The 15,869-nt window shown below is 68.0% G+C and carries 15 protein-coding genes, 2 pseudogenes and 2 riboswitches; of the genes and pseudogenes, 11 read left to right on the forward strand and 6 right to left on the reverse strand.

Annotated features, from left to right (window positions below):
• Positions 1–638 (reverse strand): annotated as a pseudogene (locus H0U68_RS05370) (hypothetical protein); the annotation flags it as partial.
• A 104-nt stretch (positions 639–742) separates the two neighbouring features.
• Between H0U68_RS05370 and H0U68_RS05375 the strand changes: the two are divergent.
• Positions 743–1,348, forward strand: a complete 606-nt coding sequence (locus H0U68_RS05375) for a peroxidase-related enzyme (protein ID WP_296353415.1) — start codon at positions 743–745, stop codon at positions 1,346–1,348.
• A complete protein-coding gene (locus H0U68_RS05380; protein ID WP_296353417.1) occupies positions 1,345–1,773 on the forward strand; it encodes a hypothetical protein in 429 nt (142 codons plus the stop codon). The genes H0U68_RS05375 and H0U68_RS05380 overlap by 4 nt, the downstream gene beginning before the upstream one ends.
• Here the strand turns inward: H0U68_RS05380 and H0U68_RS05385 are convergent.
• From H0U68_RS05385 to H0U68_RS05395, 3 genes and pseudogenes are all read right to left on the reverse strand, one after another.
• On the reverse strand, positions 1,754–2,173 hold the full coding sequence (locus H0U68_RS05385; RefSeq protein ID WP_296353419.1) for an acyl-CoA thioesterase: 420 nt from the start codon (positions 2,171–2,173) through the stop codon (positions 1,754–1,756). The two genes, H0U68_RS05380 and H0U68_RS05385, sit on opposite strands and share 20 nt — an antisense overlap.
• Positions 2,170–3,069 carry a DMT family transporter gene (locus H0U68_RS05390; protein WP_296353421.1) on the reverse strand — a complete coding sequence of 300 codons (900 nt, stop codon included), beginning with the start codon at positions 3,067–3,069 and terminating at the stop codon, positions 2,170–2,172. Before H0U68_RS05390 ends, H0U68_RS05385 begins: the two co-directional genes overlap by 4 nt.
• Before the next feature lie 13 nt (positions 3,070–3,082).
• Positions 3,083–3,849: pseudogene (locus H0U68_RS05395) on the reverse strand (SDR family oxidoreductase).
• A gap of 179 nt (positions 3,850–4,028) precedes the next feature.
• Here H0U68_RS05395 and H0U68_RS05400 point away from each other — a divergent pair.
• The 7 genes from H0U68_RS05400 to gcvP all read left to right on the forward strand — a co-directional run bounded on the left by H0U68_RS05400 (position 4,029) and on the right by gcvP (position 13,351).
• A complete protein-coding gene (locus tag H0U68_RS05400) occupies positions 4,029–5,702 on the forward strand; it encodes an electron transfer flavoprotein-ubiquinone oxidoreductase (RefSeq protein WP_296353423.1) in 1,674 nt (557 codons plus the stop codon).
• A 95-nt stretch (positions 5,703–5,797) separates the two neighbouring features.
• Complete coding sequence (locus H0U68_RS05405; protein ID WP_296353425.1) at positions 5,798–6,769, forward strand: TRAP transporter substrate-binding protein; 972 nt, start codon at positions 5,798–5,800, stop codon at positions 6,767–6,769.
• 54 nt (positions 6,770–6,823) lie between these two features.
• A complete protein-coding gene (locus H0U68_RS05410; protein WP_296353442.1) occupies positions 6,824–7,270 on the forward strand; it encodes a TRAP transporter small permease in 447 nt (148 codons plus the stop codon).
• A gap of 24 nt (positions 7,271–7,294) precedes the next feature.
• Positions 7,295–8,572 (forward strand): TRAP transporter large permease, encoded by a 1,278-nt coding sequence (locus tag H0U68_RS05415; protein WP_296353427.1) that lies wholly within the window; start codon positions 7,295–7,297, stop codon positions 8,570–8,572.
• A gap of 27 nt (positions 8,573–8,599) precedes the next feature.
• Positions 8,600–8,701, forward strand: a riboswitch (glycine riboswitch).
• An 11-nt stretch (positions 8,702–8,712) separates the two neighbouring features.
• A riboswitch (glycine riboswitch) is annotated at positions 8,713–8,812 on the forward strand.
• Positions 8,813–8,837: 25 nt separating this feature from the next.
• Positions 8,838–10,010 (forward strand): glycine cleavage system aminomethyltransferase GcvT, encoded by a 1,173-nt coding sequence (gene gcvT, locus H0U68_RS05420; RefSeq protein ID WP_296353429.1) that lies wholly within the window; start codon positions 8,838–8,840, stop codon positions 10,008–10,010.
• 25 nt (positions 10,011–10,035) lie between these two features.
• A complete protein-coding gene (gene gcvH / locus H0U68_RS05425; RefSeq protein ID WP_296353431.1) occupies positions 10,036–10,416 on the forward strand; it encodes a glycine cleavage system protein GcvH in 381 nt (126 codons plus the stop codon).
• Between the two features lie 40 nt (positions 10,417–10,456).
• Positions 10,457–13,351 (forward strand): aminomethyl-transferring glycine dehydrogenase, encoded by a 2,895-nt coding sequence (gene gcvP / locus H0U68_RS05430; protein ID WP_296353433.1) that lies wholly within the window; start codon positions 10,457–10,459, stop codon positions 13,349–13,351.
• Between the two features lie 75 nt (positions 13,352–13,426).
• Here the strand turns inward: gcvP and H0U68_RS05435 are convergent, their stop codons facing one another.
• Positions 13,427–14,554: a glycerophosphodiester phosphodiesterase gene (locus H0U68_RS05435; RefSeq protein WP_296353435.1), complete on the reverse strand. Its 1,128-nt coding sequence runs from the start codon at positions 14,552–14,554 to the stop codon at positions 13,427–13,429.
• A 184-nt stretch (positions 14,555–14,738) separates the two neighbouring features.
• Here H0U68_RS05435 and H0U68_RS05440 point away from each other — a divergent pair, with 184 nt between their 5' ends.
• Positions 14,739–14,936, forward strand: a complete 198-nt coding sequence (locus H0U68_RS05440; protein ID WP_296353437.1) for a hypothetical protein — start codon at positions 14,739–14,741, stop codon at positions 14,934–14,936.
• Between the two features lie 12 nt (positions 14,937–14,948).
• Here the strand turns inward: H0U68_RS05440 and H0U68_RS05445 are convergent, their stop codons facing one another.
• Positions 14,949–15,416, reverse strand: a complete 468-nt coding sequence (locus H0U68_RS05445; protein WP_296353439.1) for a group II truncated hemoglobin — start codon at positions 15,414–15,416, stop codon at positions 14,949–14,951.
• Positions 15,417–15,499: 83 nt separating this feature from the next.
• Between H0U68_RS05445 and H0U68_RS05450 the strand changes: the two genes are divergently transcribed.
• Positions 15,500–15,869: sulfite exporter TauE/SafE family protein (locus H0U68_RS05450; RefSeq protein ID WP_296353441.1), on the forward strand; the 370-nt coding region annotated here is incomplete at its 3' end.

Here is a 15,869-nt window from a genome sequence, read left to right on the forward strand (position 1 = left end):
GCGTCGTACTGGGAGCGTTCGGCCAGCAGCGTGCGCGGCACGCCCGGCGCTTGCTCCACCGGCCCGACGAGGGTGCGCTCCACGCCGGCCAGGCTGGCCGCGGCAACCCGCGTCTTCTCGTTGTCCAGGCCCAGGCGCGATCCGTACAGCACCACGCTGTCCGACAGCAGGGCCTCGGCGCGCTTCAGGGCCTGGGCCCGGATGGCCGCGTCCGTCGCCGCCATGGCGACGTAGTGGCTGCCCAGCTGGTACTTGGCTTCCGCCATCTCGACGGTGTCGTTGGGCCCCGCCATGCGGCAGGACGTCATGAAAGCCACCTCGGCGTCGCGCGGCCGGCCCTGGGCGGCGGCGTCGCGGCCCACGATGACGTAGGCGGCGGCATCGGCGGCGGTCGCGTCGCGCGCGTCCTGCGGCAGCGCGAACAGCCCGTCGCCCTTGGGGCCGCTGGCCACGATGGGCGCGAACACGCAGTTGGCGACCCGTGGAACGGCTTTCGGCGCGGGTGTCGCGAAAGCCTGCTCCGCCAGGGGACGCTGCACCAGCGGGTCGCGCACCCCCAGCAGGATGCCGGCGCCGACGATGGCCCCGACAAGCAGGCCGCCGACGAAGATCATGCCTTTGTGCTGCGGAACTTTCATGCCATAAACATAGCCCAGCCGGACCGTAGGAGTGCACCGCCGTCACATATGTTGCACACGGTCGAGTTGCCGATTTGCTATGCAAATGCCGTTAATCTCACGGAATGACGAACCGCTACCCCCATCCCGAACTCAAGGACCTGCCCGAGGACATGCGCGCACGCATTCTGGAGGTGCAGGAAAAGTCCGGCTTCGTGCCCAACGTGTTCCTGGCGCTGGCGCGCCGGCCGGCCGAGTGGCGCGCCTTCTTCGCCTACCACGACGCGCTGATGGCGCCGGACACCGTAGGGCGCGAGAGCGGCCTGACCAAGGGCGAGCGCGAGATGATCGTCACCGCCACCAGCGCGGCCAACAGCTGCCTGTATTGCGTGGTGGCGCACGGCGCCATCCTGCGCATCTACGAGAAGAAGCCGCTGGTGGCCGACCAGGTCGCGGTGAACTGGCGCAAGGCCGACATCACGCCGCGCCAGCGCGCCATGCTGGACTTCGCGATGAAGGTGTGCCTGCGCTCGCACGAGGTCGACGACGCCGACACCGAGGCGCTGCACGCGCACGGTTTCTCCGACGAGGACGTGTGGGACATCGCGGCCATCACGGCGTTCTTCGGCCTGTCCAACCGCATGGCCAGCTTCGCCGGCATGATGCCCAACCCCGAGTTCTACCTGATGGGGCGGGTGCCGAAGGAAAAGAAGCCGAGCCCGGCCCAGTGAGCGCGCCGCCCGGCCCGCTCCTGATCGCCGCCGCCGCAGGCCTGCTGGCCCTGCTCGGGGCGCTGCATTTGGTCTACACCTACCGCGGCCCCAAGCTCCTGCCGCGCGATCCGGCCACGCAGGCGCAGATGCGCGGCGACACCCTGCGCCTGTCGCGGCAGACCACGGTGTGGAATGCCTGGATCGGCTTCAACGCCAGCCACGGCCTGGGCTTGCTGCTGTTCGGCGCGCTGTACGGCTACTTTGCGCTGTGGCATGCCGACTGGCTGGCGCAGTCGCTGTTCCTGCGCGCCGCGGGCCTTGTGGTGCTGGCCTGCTACGCCGTGCTGGCGCGGCTGCACTGGTTCCGCATTCCGCTGGCCGGCGCGCTGCTGGCGCTGGCGCTCTACGCTGTCGGCCTCGCGCTCACTCCATCGTTGCCTTGAGCCACGCCGGCAGCGGCGCCGACTTCTGCTTCGGGAAGTCCACCCACACCGTGGTGGCGCCGCCTTCGGCATAGACCGTGTCGGGGTCGTCGGTGCGCGCCAGCGTGGACCAGCTCTCGAAGCTGCTGCGGCCGGGGTCGCTCACGTACATCTTCAAAAGCACATCGCCGGGGTACTCCAGCTGCTTTTTGAAGGTGCAGAACGCATTGACGATCACCGGGCCCTCGCCGCGCGGATCGGGCATGCAGCCGATGGAGCGCAGCCAGTCGATGCGGGCCGTCTCCAGGTAGCGGAAGTACACCGTGTTGTTGACGTGGCCCATGGCGTCCATGTCGCCCCAGCGGATGGGAATCACCATCCCGTAGACCAGCTTCTTCTTTTCGGGAATGTCGAACTTCATCGGTGCGCCTTGATCGATGCGAGGATGCCCAGGGTGAACAGCACGCAGGCGGCTGCCTGCGCCCAGGTTGGCCAGTGGCCGTCCCAGGCGAAAGAATAGGCCAGCGCGAACAGTGTTTCGCTGACGATGAGCTGGCCGCACAGGCTGGCCGAGAGACGCTGGCTGGCGATGTTCCACAAAATGGTGGCCAGCCACGCCGAGCCGATGCCGGTGGCCGCGCACAGCAGCGCGAACAGGCCCAGGCCCTCGCGGCCGGCCATCTCGTGCGCGTTGGAGCCGGCGAAGGCCCACAGCACCAGCGCGCCCAGGCCGGTGGCCACGCCCAGCCAGTTGGCCCAGTCGGTGGCGTTCACTTCCGCGTGGCGCTTCAGCCAGGCCGCGTTGAGAATGGCAAACGCCGTCCAGCAGACCAGCGCGCCGACCGCCAGCGCGATGCCGCGCCAGTAGTGCGCGCCTGCCGCCACATCACCGCCGCCGCCGCCATGCTGCGTGCCCATCATCAGTCCCAGGCCGCCCAGCGTGAGCAGCAGGCCGGGCAGCAGCGCCGACCAGCGCAGGCCGGCCGGTTTGCCCAGCAGCATCACCCAGATGGGGATCGTGCCGATGATGAGGCTGGGCACTTCGGAGCCCGCGTCACGGATTGCTAGCACCAGCAGCAGGTAGTAGCCGGTGAAGCCCAGCACGCTCATGCCGAGCGCGGCGCCCATCTGGCGCGCAGTGGGCAGGCGGCGCGTGCGCAGGCCCAGCAGCATTACGGCGGCCGACACCAGGCCATAGGCGGCGAAGCGCCCGGACGACAGGTCCACCGGCGAGAAGCCGCCGACCATGCGCGGGGCCACGAACACCAGGCCCCACAAGGCGCCGGCGGCCAGGCCGGCCAGGACGCCGGTCAGCACCGCGGCACGGCCATCAGACGCCGAAGCCGTCGTCGGCGGCGATCACCGCGCCATTGACGAAATGGCTCTGGTCGGACGCCAGCAGCACCATCAGCGTATCGAGGTCCTCGGGCTTGCCCAGGCGCTTGCGCGGCAGCATGTCGATGAGCTTCTTCAGTGGTGGTGGTTGATCTCGGTGTCGATGTAGCCGGGGCACAGCGCGTTCACGTTGATGCCGTAGCGGCCCCACTCGGCGGCCATGGCCTTGGTCATGTGCACCACCGCCGCCTTGCTCATGGAGTACACGCCGATCTGCGGCAGAGGCCGCAGGCCCGCCATCGAGGCGACGTTGATGATGCGCCCGCCGGTGTAGGTGCCCGGCGCCGCGCCGCGGGCGCGTGCCAGCATGCGCTTGCCGACTTCCTGCGCCACGAAGAACGCGCCTTTCACGTTGACGTCGAAGACGAAGTCGAAATCCTCCTCGGTCACCTCCTGCAGGCGCTGCGTGCTGCCCACGCCGGAGTTGTTGACCAGAATGTCGATCGAGCCAACCTCGGTTTCCGCGTGCGCCACGGCCGAGCGGATGCTGGCGGTGTCGGCCACGTCCAGCTCGATCACATGCGCGTCGCCGCCCTCGCCCTCGATCTGCGCGCGCAGCTCCTTCAGGCGTTCCATGCGCCGGGCCGCCAGCACCACGGCGGCACCGGAGCGCGCCAGCACGCGGGCGAACTGCGTGCCCAGGCCGCTGGAGGCCCCCGTCACGAAGGCCACGCGGCCGGAGAGGTCGATGGTGTAGCTCATCTCTTCCAAATCTTCAGTAACAAGGTCTCGCTGAAGATAGCATGGCCGGTAACGCCAGCGGCACCGCGGCGCAACAGCGGCGGATCGCCCGCGTTCGCAGGTGACAGCATCGGCCCTTCAAACGCCGCCCCGCTGGATAGAATCCGGCGACCCTTGTCCACAGCAGAAACAACAACACCATGACGCCCCAGGACATCCTTTCCCAGTACGGCCCCCGCGAAGCCATGGAGTACGACGTGGTGGTGGTCGGCGCGGGACCCGCGGGGCTGGCCACCGCCATCCGCCTGAAGCAGCTTGCCGCCGAGCACGAGCGCGAAGTCTCGGTGGTGGTGCTGGAAAAAGGCTCCGAGCCGGGCGCGCACATCCTCTCGGGCGCCGTGATGGACCCGCGCGCACTGGGTGAACTCATCCCCGACTGGAAGGCCAAGGGCGCGCCGCTCAACCAGCCGGTGACCGAGGACGCGATGCTGTTCCTGTCGGAGACCGGCTCCTTGCGCGTGCCGAACTTCGCGCTGCCCTGGGTGTTCAAGAACCACGGCAACTACATCGTCAGCCTGGCCAACGTCACGCGCTGGCTGGCCCAGCAGGCCGAGGCGCTGGGCGTGGAGATCTTCCCCGGCTTTCCCGCCGCCGAAGTGCTCTACAACGAGGACGGCTCGGTGCGCGGCGTGGCCACCGGCAACATGGGTGTCGGCAAGGACGGCGAGCCGACCGAGGCGTTCCAGCTCGGCATGGAGCTGCACGCCAAGTACACCGTGTTCGCCGAAGGCTGCCGGGGCCACCTGGGCAAGCAGCTGATCGCCAGGTTCAAGCTCGACGCCGGCCGCGACCCGCAGGCCTACGGCATCGGCGTGAAGGAGCTGTGGGAGGTCGACCCCAAGCGCCACGAACCGGGCCTGGTGCTGCACTCGGCCGGCTGGCCGCTGCCCAACGACACCTACGGCGGCGCCTTCATGTACCACATGGAGAACAGCCAGGTCGCGCTCGGCTACGTGGTTGGCCTGGACTATGCCAACCCCTACCTGAACCCGTTCGAGGAAATGCAGCGCTGGAAGACCCACCGCAACATCCGCTGGTACCTCGAAGGCGGCAAGCGCGTCTCGTACGGCGCGCGCGCCATCACGGCCGGCGGCCTGCTGTCGCTGCCCAAGCAGGTGTTCCCCGGCGGCGCACTGGTGGGCGACGACGCCGGCTACCTGAACGCGGCGCGCATCAAGGGCAGCCACGCCGCCATCAAGACCGGCATGCTGGCCGCCGAAGCCGCGTTCGAGGCGCTGGGCGCCGGGCGCCAGCACGACGAGCTCGCCGCCTATCCGGAAGCCTTCGAGAAGTCGTGGCTGCACGACGAGCTGAACCGCACGCGCAACTTCAAGGCCTGGTTCAAGAAGGGGCTGCTGCCGGCCACCATCATGAACGGCGTCGAGCAGAAACTGCTGAGCGGCCGCATGCCGTGGACGCTGCACCGCGACGAGCCGGACCATGTGTCCCTGAAGCCGGCGGCCGACTGCAAGCCCATCGCCTATCCCAAGCCGGACGGCAAGCTCACCTTCGACAAGCTGTCGTCGGTGTTCATCTCCAACACCAACCACGGCGAGGACCAGCCCGCGCACCTGACGCTCAAGGATGCCTCGGTGCCGGTGGACGTGAACCTGGCCAAGTACGGCGGCCCCGAGCAGCGCTACTGCCCGGCCGGCGTGTATGAGTTCGTGAAGACCGACGCCGGCGCCGACCGGCTGCAGATCAACGCGCAGAACTGCGTGCACTGCAAGACCTGCGACATCAAGGACCCGACGCAGAACATCGTGTGGGTCACGCCCGAAGGCGGCGGCGGGCCGAACTACACCAACATGTAGCGCGGGCGCCGCTCGCGTTTCTCCTCATGCGCTGGCGGCCCCGAAGCTGGCAGAATGCCCGGGCCCCCTTTCGTATGACCATTGAGGAGACAGCAGTGAAGTTGACCCGACTCGTTCTGGGCATGGCCCTCGGCCTTGGCCTGGTGTCCGGCGCCATGGCCCAGACCACCATGAAGATCAGCATCTCGGTGGCGCAGAATTCGCACCAGGGCGTGGCGATCGACACCTTCGCCAAGGAAGTCGAGAAGCGCACGGGCGGCCGCTACAAGGTGCAGACCTTCTACAGCGGCGCCCTGGGCGGCGAGCGCGAGTCGATCGAGGCGGTGCAGCTGGGCACCCAGGAGCTGGCCTTCAGCTCCACCGGCCCGGTGCCCAACTTCGTGCCCGAGACCAAGATCCTCGACGTGCCCTTCCTGTTCCGCGACAAGGCGCATGCCCGCGCCGTGCTGGACGGCCCGATCGGCCAGGAAATGCTGCAGAAATTCGACTCCAAGGGCTTCAAGGCGCTGGCCTGGGCGGAGAACGGTTTCCGCCACATGACCAACAGCAAGCGCGACGTGAAGGTGCCCGAGGACCTCAAGGGCCTGAAGATGCGCACCATGGAGAACCCGGTGCACATTGCCGCCTACAAGGGCTTCGGCATCGTCACCACGCCCATGGCCTTCCCCGAGGTGTTCACCGCCCTGCAGCAGGGCACGGTGGACGGCCAGGAGAACCCGCTGTCGGTGATCATCTCCGCCAAGTTCGACCAGGTGCAAAAGCACCTGACGCTGACAGGCCACGTGTATTCGCCCTGCATCTTCCTGATGAACAAGGCCTCCTTCGAGAAGCTGAGCGCGGCCGACAAGCAGGCCTTCATCGACGCCGCCCACGAAGGCACCAAGGCCAACCGCGCCCGCGTGGACGAGGACGACGCCAAGGGCGTGGCCGACCTGCGCGCCAAGGGCATGACGGTGATCGACAACGTCGACAAGGCCAAGTTCGTGCAGGCGCTGGCACCCGTGAACGCCGAATTCGAAAAGCAGTTCGGCAAGCCCAACATCGACCGCATCCGCAACTTCAAGTAAGCGGTGGGACGCGCCGCTTTCCTGCGCTTCGAGCATGCGTGCAGCACGCTGGCCATGGCCGGCGCCTGCGCGATGCTGGTGGTCGCCTCCGCGCTGGGCGTGTTCCAGATCGTCACCCGCTTCGTGCTGGAACAGCCGGCCGAGTGGACCGAGGTCATGATCCGCTTCAGCCTGATCTGGATGGTGTTCCTGGGCATTCCCATGGCGTTCCGCCAGGGCGCCATGGTCAGCGTGGACGTGGTCTACCGCTGGAGCCCGCCCGCGCTCAAGCGCGTGCTGGACTGGGCGGTGTGCCTGGCCGCGCTGGTGCTGGTGGGCATCATCTTCTGGTGGGGCTGGGACTACGCGCAGCGCGGCAGGGTGCAGACCATGATCGGGCTGGAGGACGTGTCCATGTTCTGGGCCTACCTGGCCATGCCGGTCGGCGCGGTGTTCTCCGCGCTGGGCATCGTGGGCAACCTGCTGGACCCCAAACGGATGGAACTGGAAACTGCGCAATGAGGTGCCTGCGATGAGGTTCGTGCAATGACGACCGCGATGGTCGTCACCATGGTGCTGTGCTTCGCGCTCAGCATCTCGGTGGCCGTGTCGATCGGCCTGGCATCCATGCTGGGCATCCAGGTCACCGGCGCGCCGATGCTGATCTCCGTGAAGGAGATGTTCAATTCCATCAACAAGTTTCCGCTGGCGGCCATTCCGTTCTTCATCCTGGCGGGCAACCTGATGGAAACCGGCGGCATCTCGCGCCGCCTGGTCGAATTCGCCAAGAGCATCGTGGGCGGCGTGCAGGGCGGCCTGCCCATGACCTGCGTGCTCACCTGCATGATCTTCGCGGCGGTATCGGGCTCCTCGGTGGCCACCACCTTCGCCATCGGCGCCATCCTGATCCCGGCGCTGATCAAGCACGGCTACCCGGTCAGCTACGCGGCCGCGCTGCAGGCCACCAGCGCCGAGCTGGGCGTGATCATTCCGCCGTCGATCCCGATGATCCTGTACGGCGTGAGCGCCGAAGTCTCCATCGGCGAGCTGTTCATCGCCGGCTTCGGTCCGGGCCTGCTGATCGGCGGCGCGCTGATGCTGTTCGTCTACCTGTTCTGCAAGTGGAAGGGCTGGGGCAAGAGCGACGGCGAAGGCCGCCTGTCGTTCGGCCGCGCCACTTGGCAGGCCGGCTGGGCGCTGCTGATGCCCGTGATCATTCTGGGCGGCATCTACGGCGGCGTGTTCACGCCGACCGAGGCCTCGGCCGTGGCGGTGCTGTACGCGCTGGTGGTGGGCATGCTGATCTACCGCGAGATCAGCCCGAAGGCCCTGTACGCCATCCTGCGCAAGTCGGTCATGTCGTCGGCGGTGATCATGTTCATCATCGCCAACGCCGGCCTGTTCGCCTTCCTGATCACGCGCGCCGGCGTGCCCGAGGCCATCGGCCGCTGGCTGGAGGCGGTGCTGCAGAGCCCCGGCTATTTCCTGCTGGGCGTGAACGCGGCGCTGTTCGTCATCGGCATGTTCATCGAAACCAGCGCGGCCATCATCGTGCTGGCGCCGATCCTGGCGCCGGTGGCCATGCACTTCGGCATCGACCCGGTGCACTTCGGGCTGGTGATGGTGGTGAACCTGGCGCTGGGCATGATCACCCCGCCCTTCGGCGTGAACCTGTTCGCCGCCTGCACGGTGGCGCGCATTTCGCTGGACCGCATCATCAGCTCGCTGCTGCCCTTCGTGCTGGTGGTGCTGGGCTGCCTGATGATCGTCACCTACGTGCCAAGCCTGTCGCTGGGCCTGCGCGATCTGGTCTATCACAAGTAGCGGATCCGGCAGCGCGGCCGGCTACAATCCGCGCTGTCAGGAGAGTGCCGCGGGCTCCACGAGAACCGCGGCCACCGAAGGCGCAGGCGCACAGCCGAACGCTCAGGTACCCAGGACTGACGAGCGTCCCGTTTGCGGGGCGTTTCCTTGCTGGAGAGAGGCCGCCCCCGGCGGCCCACCGAAGGAGCAAACCCTCGCGAGGGGGTGAATCTCTCAGGTAAAGCGGACAGCAGGGGCCGCCCATGGTGGGTGCATACGCACCGCCATGGTTTCGAACGCCCCTGGAGCCACCCGCGTGTCCACCCAAGAACAAGCCAGCCCGCAAGAGCTTCTCAAGACTCCCCTGCACGCCCTGCACCTGGAACTGGGTGCGCGCATGGTCCCGTTCGCGGGCTACTCCATGCCCGTGCAGTACCCCGCCGGCCTGATGGCCGAACACCTCCACACCCGCGACGCCGCCGGCCTGTTCGACGTTTCGCACATGGGCCAGCTGCGCCTGGTCGGACCCGATGCGGCCGCCGCGTTCGAGACTTTGATGCCGGTCGACGTGGTCGACCTGCCGGTGGGCAAGCAGCGCTACGGGCTGCTGCTGACCGAGGAAGGCACCATCATCGACGACCTGATGTTCGCCAACCGCGGCGACGACATCTTCGTGATCGTCAACGGTGCCTGCAAGGCGGGCGACATCGCGCACATCCAGTCGCGCATCGGCATGCGCTGCCAGGTCATTCCCATGCCCGAGCGCGCCCTGCTCGCGCTGCAGGGCCCCAAGGCGGTGGACGCGCTGCAGCGCCTGCTGCCCGGCGTGGCCAAGCTGGTGTTCATGACCGGCGAGCGCTTCGCCTGGCAAGGCGCCGAGCTTTTCATCACCCGCAGCGGCTACACCGGCGAAGACGGCTTCGAGATCTCTGTGCCCGCCGGCCAGGCCGACGCCTTCGCGCGCGCCCTGATGGCCCAGCCGGAGGTCAAGCCCATCGGCCTGGGCGCGCGCAACTCGCTGCGCCTGGAAGCGGGCCTGTGCCTCTACGGCAACGACATCGACACCACCACCACGCCCGTCGAGGCGGCGCTGAACTGGGCCATCCAGAAGGTGCGGCGCACCGGCGGCGCGCGCGCCGGCGGCTTCCCCGGCGCGGACAAGGTGCTGGGCCAGCTGGACGGCACAGTGCCGCTCGCGCGCAAGCGCGTCGGGCTGGTGGCGCTGGAGCGCGTGCCGGTGCGCGAGCACACCGAGCTGCAGGACGCCCAGGGCGCGCGCGTCGGCGAGGTCACCAGCGGCCTGCTGGGCCCGAGCACCGGCAAGCCGGTTGCCATGGGCTACCTGCCGCCCGCGCTGGCGGCAGCCGGCACGCGCGTGACCGCCGTGGTGCGCGGCAAGCCGGTGCCCATGGAAGTGAGCGCCATGCCTTTCATTCCCAATCGCTATTACCGCGGCTGAACGCCCGCAACACAAGGAGAACGCCATGACGACCATCAGGTACACGCCCGAGCACGAGTGGATCAAGCTCGACGAGAACGACGATGCCGTGGTCGGCATCACGCAGCATGCGCAGGACGCGCTGGGCGACGTGGTGTTCGTCGACCTGCCCGAGACCGGCAAGGCCTACGGCAAGGGCGAGGTGGCCGGCGTGGTCGAGTCGGTGAAGGCCGCGGCCGACCTGTTCATGCCGGTGGACGGCGAGGTTCTCGAGGCCAACGAGGCGCTGCGCGCCGACCCGTCGCTGGCCAACAGCGACCCGATGGACAAGGGCTGGTTCTTCAAGATGAAGATCACCGACAAGGCCGCGTTCGACCAGCTGATGGACGAGCCGGCCTACCAGAAGTTCGTCAAGGACAACGCCTAAGACCGTTCGGGCTGAGCCTGTCGAAGCCAAGAGGAAACCCATGCTGATGCAATCCGCCCGCCCGCTGGGCGAGCTCGAGAACCCGTCCGAATTCATCGCCCGCCACATCGGCATCGACGAAGAAGGCGAGCGCCACATGCTGTCGGTGATCGGCGAGGCCTCGCGCCGCGCGCTGATCGAAAGCATCGTGCCGCGCTCCATCGCGCGCGCCATGCCGATGCAGCTGCCGCCGGCGGCGAGCGAAGCCGCCGCGCTGCAAGAGCTGCGCGCGATGGCCTCGAAGAACCAGGTGTTCAAGAGCTTCATCGGCCAGGGCTACCACGGCACCCACACGCCGGGCGTGATCCTGCGCAACGTGCTGGAGAACCCGGCCTGGTACACCGCCTACACGCCCTACCAGGCCGAGATCAGCCAGGGCCGCATGGAGGCGCTGGTGAACTTCCAGACCATGGTGTGCGACCTCACCGCCATGCCGATCGCCAACGCCTCCATGCTGGACGAGGCCACGGCCGCCGCCGAGGCCATGACGCTGGCGCGCCGCAGCGTGAAGAGCAAGAGCCTCCGCTTCGTGGTGGCCGGCGACTGCCATCCGCAGACCATCGAGGTGGTGCAGACGCGCGCCAGGCCGCTGGGCATCGAGGTGGTGCTGGCCAACTCGCACGAGGAATGGACCACCCTGCTGGCCAGCGACTACTTCGCCGTGCTGGTGCAGTACCCGTCCACCAGCGGCCGCATCGACGACCTGCGCGCCGACGTGGACACGGTGCACGCCAAACAGGCCGCCTTCATCGTCGCGGCCGACCTGCTGGCCCTGACCTTGCTGGTGCCGCCCGGCGAATTCAACGCCGACATCGTGGTCGGCACCACGCAGCGCTTCGGCATGCCGATGGGCGCGGGCGGCCCGCACGCCGCCTTCATGGCCTGCCGCGACGACTACAAGCGCTCGCTGCCCGGCCGCCTGGTCGGCGTGAGCGTGGACGTGCACGGCAATCCGGCCTACCGCCTCGCGCTGCAAACGCGCGAGCAGCACATCCGCCGCGAGAAGGCCACCTCCAACATCTGCACGGCGCAGGTGCTGCCCGCCGTGGTGGCGAGCATGTACGCCGTGTACCACGGCCCGCAGGGCTTGAAGCGCATCGCCCAGCGCGTGGCCAGCTACACCGCCATCCTGGCGCGCGGCCTGGAGCAGCTGGGCCAGCCGGCGCGGTCCAACTCCGCCTTCGACACCCTCTCGCTGCACGTGCCGGGCCAGGCCGACGCCTTCGCCGCCAAGGCGCGCGCGTTGCGCGCCAACATCCGCGTGTACTGGCAGGACTACATCTGCATCTCGCTGGACGAGACCACCACGCGCGAAGACATCGCGCTGCTGTGGAGCGTGTTCTCCGGCGACGGCAAGGCCCTGCCCTCGTTCGATGCGTTCGAGAAAGGCATCGAGCCGCTGATCCCGCAGGAGCTGCGCCGTACCAGCGCTTTCCTCACGCACCCGGTGTTCAACACGCACCACAGCGAGACCAGCATGCTGCGCTACCTGCGCGCGCTGTCCGACAAGGACCTGGCGCTGGACCGCAGCATGATCCCGCTGGGCAGCTGCACCATGAAGCTGAACGCCACCAGCGAGATGATTCCCATCACCTGGCCGGAGTTCGCGCACATCCACCCGTTCGCGCCGCGCGAGCAGCAGCAGGGCTACGCCGAGCTGGACGCGCAGCTGCGCGCCTGGCTGTGCGAGGCCACCGGCTACGCCGGTGTCAGCCTGCAGCCCAATGCCGGTTCGCAGGGCGAGTACGCCGGCCTGCTCGCCATCCAGGCCTGGCACGCCAGCCGCGGCGAAGGCCACCGCAAGGTCTGCCTGATTCCGTCGTCGGCGCACGGCACCAACCCCGCCAGCGCGCAGATGGCGGGCATGCATGTGGTGGTGACGGCCTGCGACGCCAGCGGCAACGTGGACATGGCGGACCTGCAGGCCAAGTGCGAGCAGCACAAGGACGACCTGGCCTGCGTGATGATCACCTACCCGAGCACGCACGGCGTGTTCGAGACGCAGGTCAAGGAACTGTGCGCCCTGGTGCACCAGCACGGCGGCCGCGTGTACGTGGACGGCGCCAACATGAACGCGCTGGTCGGCGTGGCCGCGCCCGGCGAGTTCGGCGGCGACGTGAGCCACCTGAACCTGCACAAGACTTTCTGCATCCCGCACGGCGGCGGCGGCCCGGGCGTGGGCCCGGTTTGCGTGGTGGCGGACTTGGTGCCGTTCCTGCCCGGGCACGCCACCGGCGGCGACACCGGCCACACGGTGGGCGCGGTATCGGCCGCGCCGCTGGGCAATGCCGCGGTGCTGCCGATCAGCTGGATGTACTGCCGCATGATGGGCGCCGAAGGCCTGCAGCAGGCCACCGAAGCGGCCATCCTCAGCGCCAACTACATCAGCGTGCGGCTGCGCGACCACTACCCCACGCTGTACGCCAGCCCCAACGGCCACGTCGCGCACGAGTGCATCCTGGACCTGCGCCCGCTGAAGGACACCAGCGGCGTGACGGCCGAAGACGTGGCCAAGCGGCTCATCGACTACGGCTTCCACGCGCCCACGCTCAGCTTCCCGGTGCCCGGCACGCTGATGGTGGAGCCGACCGAGAGCGAGACGCTGGACGAGATCGACCGCTTCATCGAGGCGATGATCGCGATCCGCGAAGAGATCCGCCGCATCGAGCGCGGCGAATGGCCGCAGGACGACAACCCCCTGAAGCACGCGCCGCACACGGCGACGACGCTGCTCAAGGGCGAGTGGGCGCACGCGTATTCGCGCGAAGCGGGCGCCGCGGTGCTGGACGAACGCCGCCACGCGAAGTACTGGCCGCCGGTGGGGCGGGTGGACAACGTGTACGGGGACAGGAATCTGTTCTGCAGCTGCGTGCCGGTGTCGGCTTACGACGAGTAAGCCGTCAGAAGGCATTCACCGCAGAGGTGCAGACGGCGCCTCTGCGGTGAAGTAAGTTGAAGAGCACGCAGCCCGTCAGATCGCCGCGCGCGCTGCCACGCCCGTCGCCGGGAAGTCCGTGAACAGCCCGTCCACCCCCAGCTTGAAGTAGTACTCGATCTCCTTTTGCGGGTCCTTGAAGCCGTAGGTTCCTGCGTCATTGCGGAAGGTCCAGGTGTGCACCAGCAGGCCCTTGGCGTGCGCCCGCTCGATGACGCCGGTGCTGCCGTCCACGCGGCGGTCGGCGGCGGTCAGCGTGGCATCGCCGGTGCGCTCGACGCCGTCGTTCACCGTCTTCACCAGGTACGGCTTCCACGGGCCGATGGCGTCGGCGTAGCTCTTGACGAAGGCCAGGCCGGGGTCGGTCAACAGGTCGGCGAAGGTGCGCGCGTCGCCCTTGACCACGAAGTCGTACGGCTGGCGAAACGGCGCCACCAGCGACAGGCTGCCGTCGTTGTTCACGTCATCGGCGTCGATCAGCTGCACCAGCTTGATGCTGGTCTTGCCGTTCAGATACTGCAGGTTGGATACCTCGAACGACTGGATGAACACCGGCGCCGATGCGCTGTTGCCGAAGGCCGCGTGCAGCGTGGCGAGCAGCTTGTCCTCGAACACGTTGGCGCCGAAGCCCGCCACCGTGGCGTGGAAGGTGGAGTGCTTGATTTCCGGATAAATGCCCACCGTGCGGCTCGTCGACTTCGCCAGCGCGATCACCTCGTCGAGCGTGGGAATCGAGTACAGGCCGTCGTACTGCGTGGAGCGGCCCGTGCGCGGCTGGATGGCGCGCAGCGTCTTGATCTCGGCCAGCGTGAATTCGCTGGCGAAGTAGGCCGTGGTCGGCACGCCGTCCAGGTTCTTGGTGGTCTTGCGGCTGGCGGGGAATTTGGCGGCCACGTCGGTGGTGCCGTCCAGCACCGGCTCGTGGCGCGCGACCATCACGCCGTCCTTGGTGAGCACGAGATCCGGCTCGATGAAGTCGGCGCCCTGCTCGATGGCGCGGCGGTAGCCCTCCAGCGTGTGCTCGGGCAGCTCGCCCGAGGCGCCGCGGTGCGCGATGACCAGCGGCCGCGCGCCGTCCAGGGTGTTGTACGTGGTGTTATCCGAGCCGCCGCACGCCTGCAGGAAGGCCAGCCCCACGGCGGCGATCAGGAATTTGATGTTCATTGGATTGCTCGCGTTGTCACCCGCGGACGATGCGGGTGCGCCATTGTTGGCCTCGCTGCGTGAAACGGCAATGACAACCTCAGCGGCCGCGTGGCGCATCGTCCGATGTGCAATGTCGGGTTGTCCTACCCCAACTGGACCGTATTCGGTAAAGGATGTGCCCTCAATAACGAAGGAACACGCAATGACCGACCCGCGCAACATCGCCCACGACAAGAAAGTCCAGCAAGAGAAAAAGCACCAGGGCGAGGCGATTGCTCCCGGGGCAGACAAGACGCCGCAGCCGGGCAAGAAGACCCACATGGAAAACCATGCGTCCGACACCGCGAAGATTCCCGACGAAGCGGCACCGGTGCCCACGGGCGAGAAGCCCCTGGACTGACACCCGCCGGGTTCACGGCAAGTACGGGCCCTTGACTTCGCCCCAGCCCCACTTCGGCATGGGCGCATGCGGGTCCACTGCGACGCCTGGCTGGGAGTTGATCACGGCGAGCCGCGAACCCCATTCCAGGTAGCCGACCAGCGCCGAGCGGAATTCCGGATCGTCCGGCATCTCCAGCGCGTCGGCCGTATCAAGGAGCAGCGCGACCCACTCCTGCCTTTGGATGTGATTGAGGTGGCGGTTCAGGTGCTGCTGGATCATGTGAGGATGGCCGCCATGGCTTTCCGAGTAGTTGGCCGGCCCGCCAAGCACTTCAGCCAGGAATGCCGCAACGTGCTGTGGATGCTCGCCATCCATGTGCGCGAAAACCGGCGCAAGGATCGCGTTGTCCCGCACGCGCTCGTAGAAGCGCGCCGTCAGTCGGTTCAGGGCATCGATGCCGCCGAGCCATTCGTAGAGGGTTGGGATGGGCGTGGTCACCCGTGGATGATGCGCCGATCTTGGCGTAGAGGCGAGGTCCCGACCCCATGCCGGCCAACGAGGAAGGCTTACCATCGTTCGCCTTGGACCTCCTCCCCACCATCCTCCTCGGCGCAGCGGCCGCCGGCTTCATCCAGGGCCTCACCGGGTTCGGCTTCAGCCTCACCTGCATGTCGATCTGGGCATGGACGCTGGAGCCGCGGCTGGCGGTCGCGCTGGCCGTGTTCGGCGGGCTCACGGGGCAGCTGCTGGGCACGTTCACGGTGCGGCGCGGCTTTGCCTGGAGCCGCCTGTGGCCGTTTCTCGCGGGTGCGCTGGCCGGCCTGCCGCTGGGCCTGCTGATCCTGCCGCGCATGGACGTTCCGCTGTTCAAGGCCATGCTCGGCCTGTTCCTGGTGGTGTTCTGCCCGCTGATGTTCTTCGCCGCGCGCCTGCCGCGCATCACGCGCGGCG

The organism is Ramlibacter sp., from assembly GCF_013697775.1.
In the GTDB taxonomy this organism is placed as follows: domain Bacteria; phylum Pseudomonadota; class Gammaproteobacteria; order Burkholderiales; family Burkholderiaceae_C; genus Ramlibacter.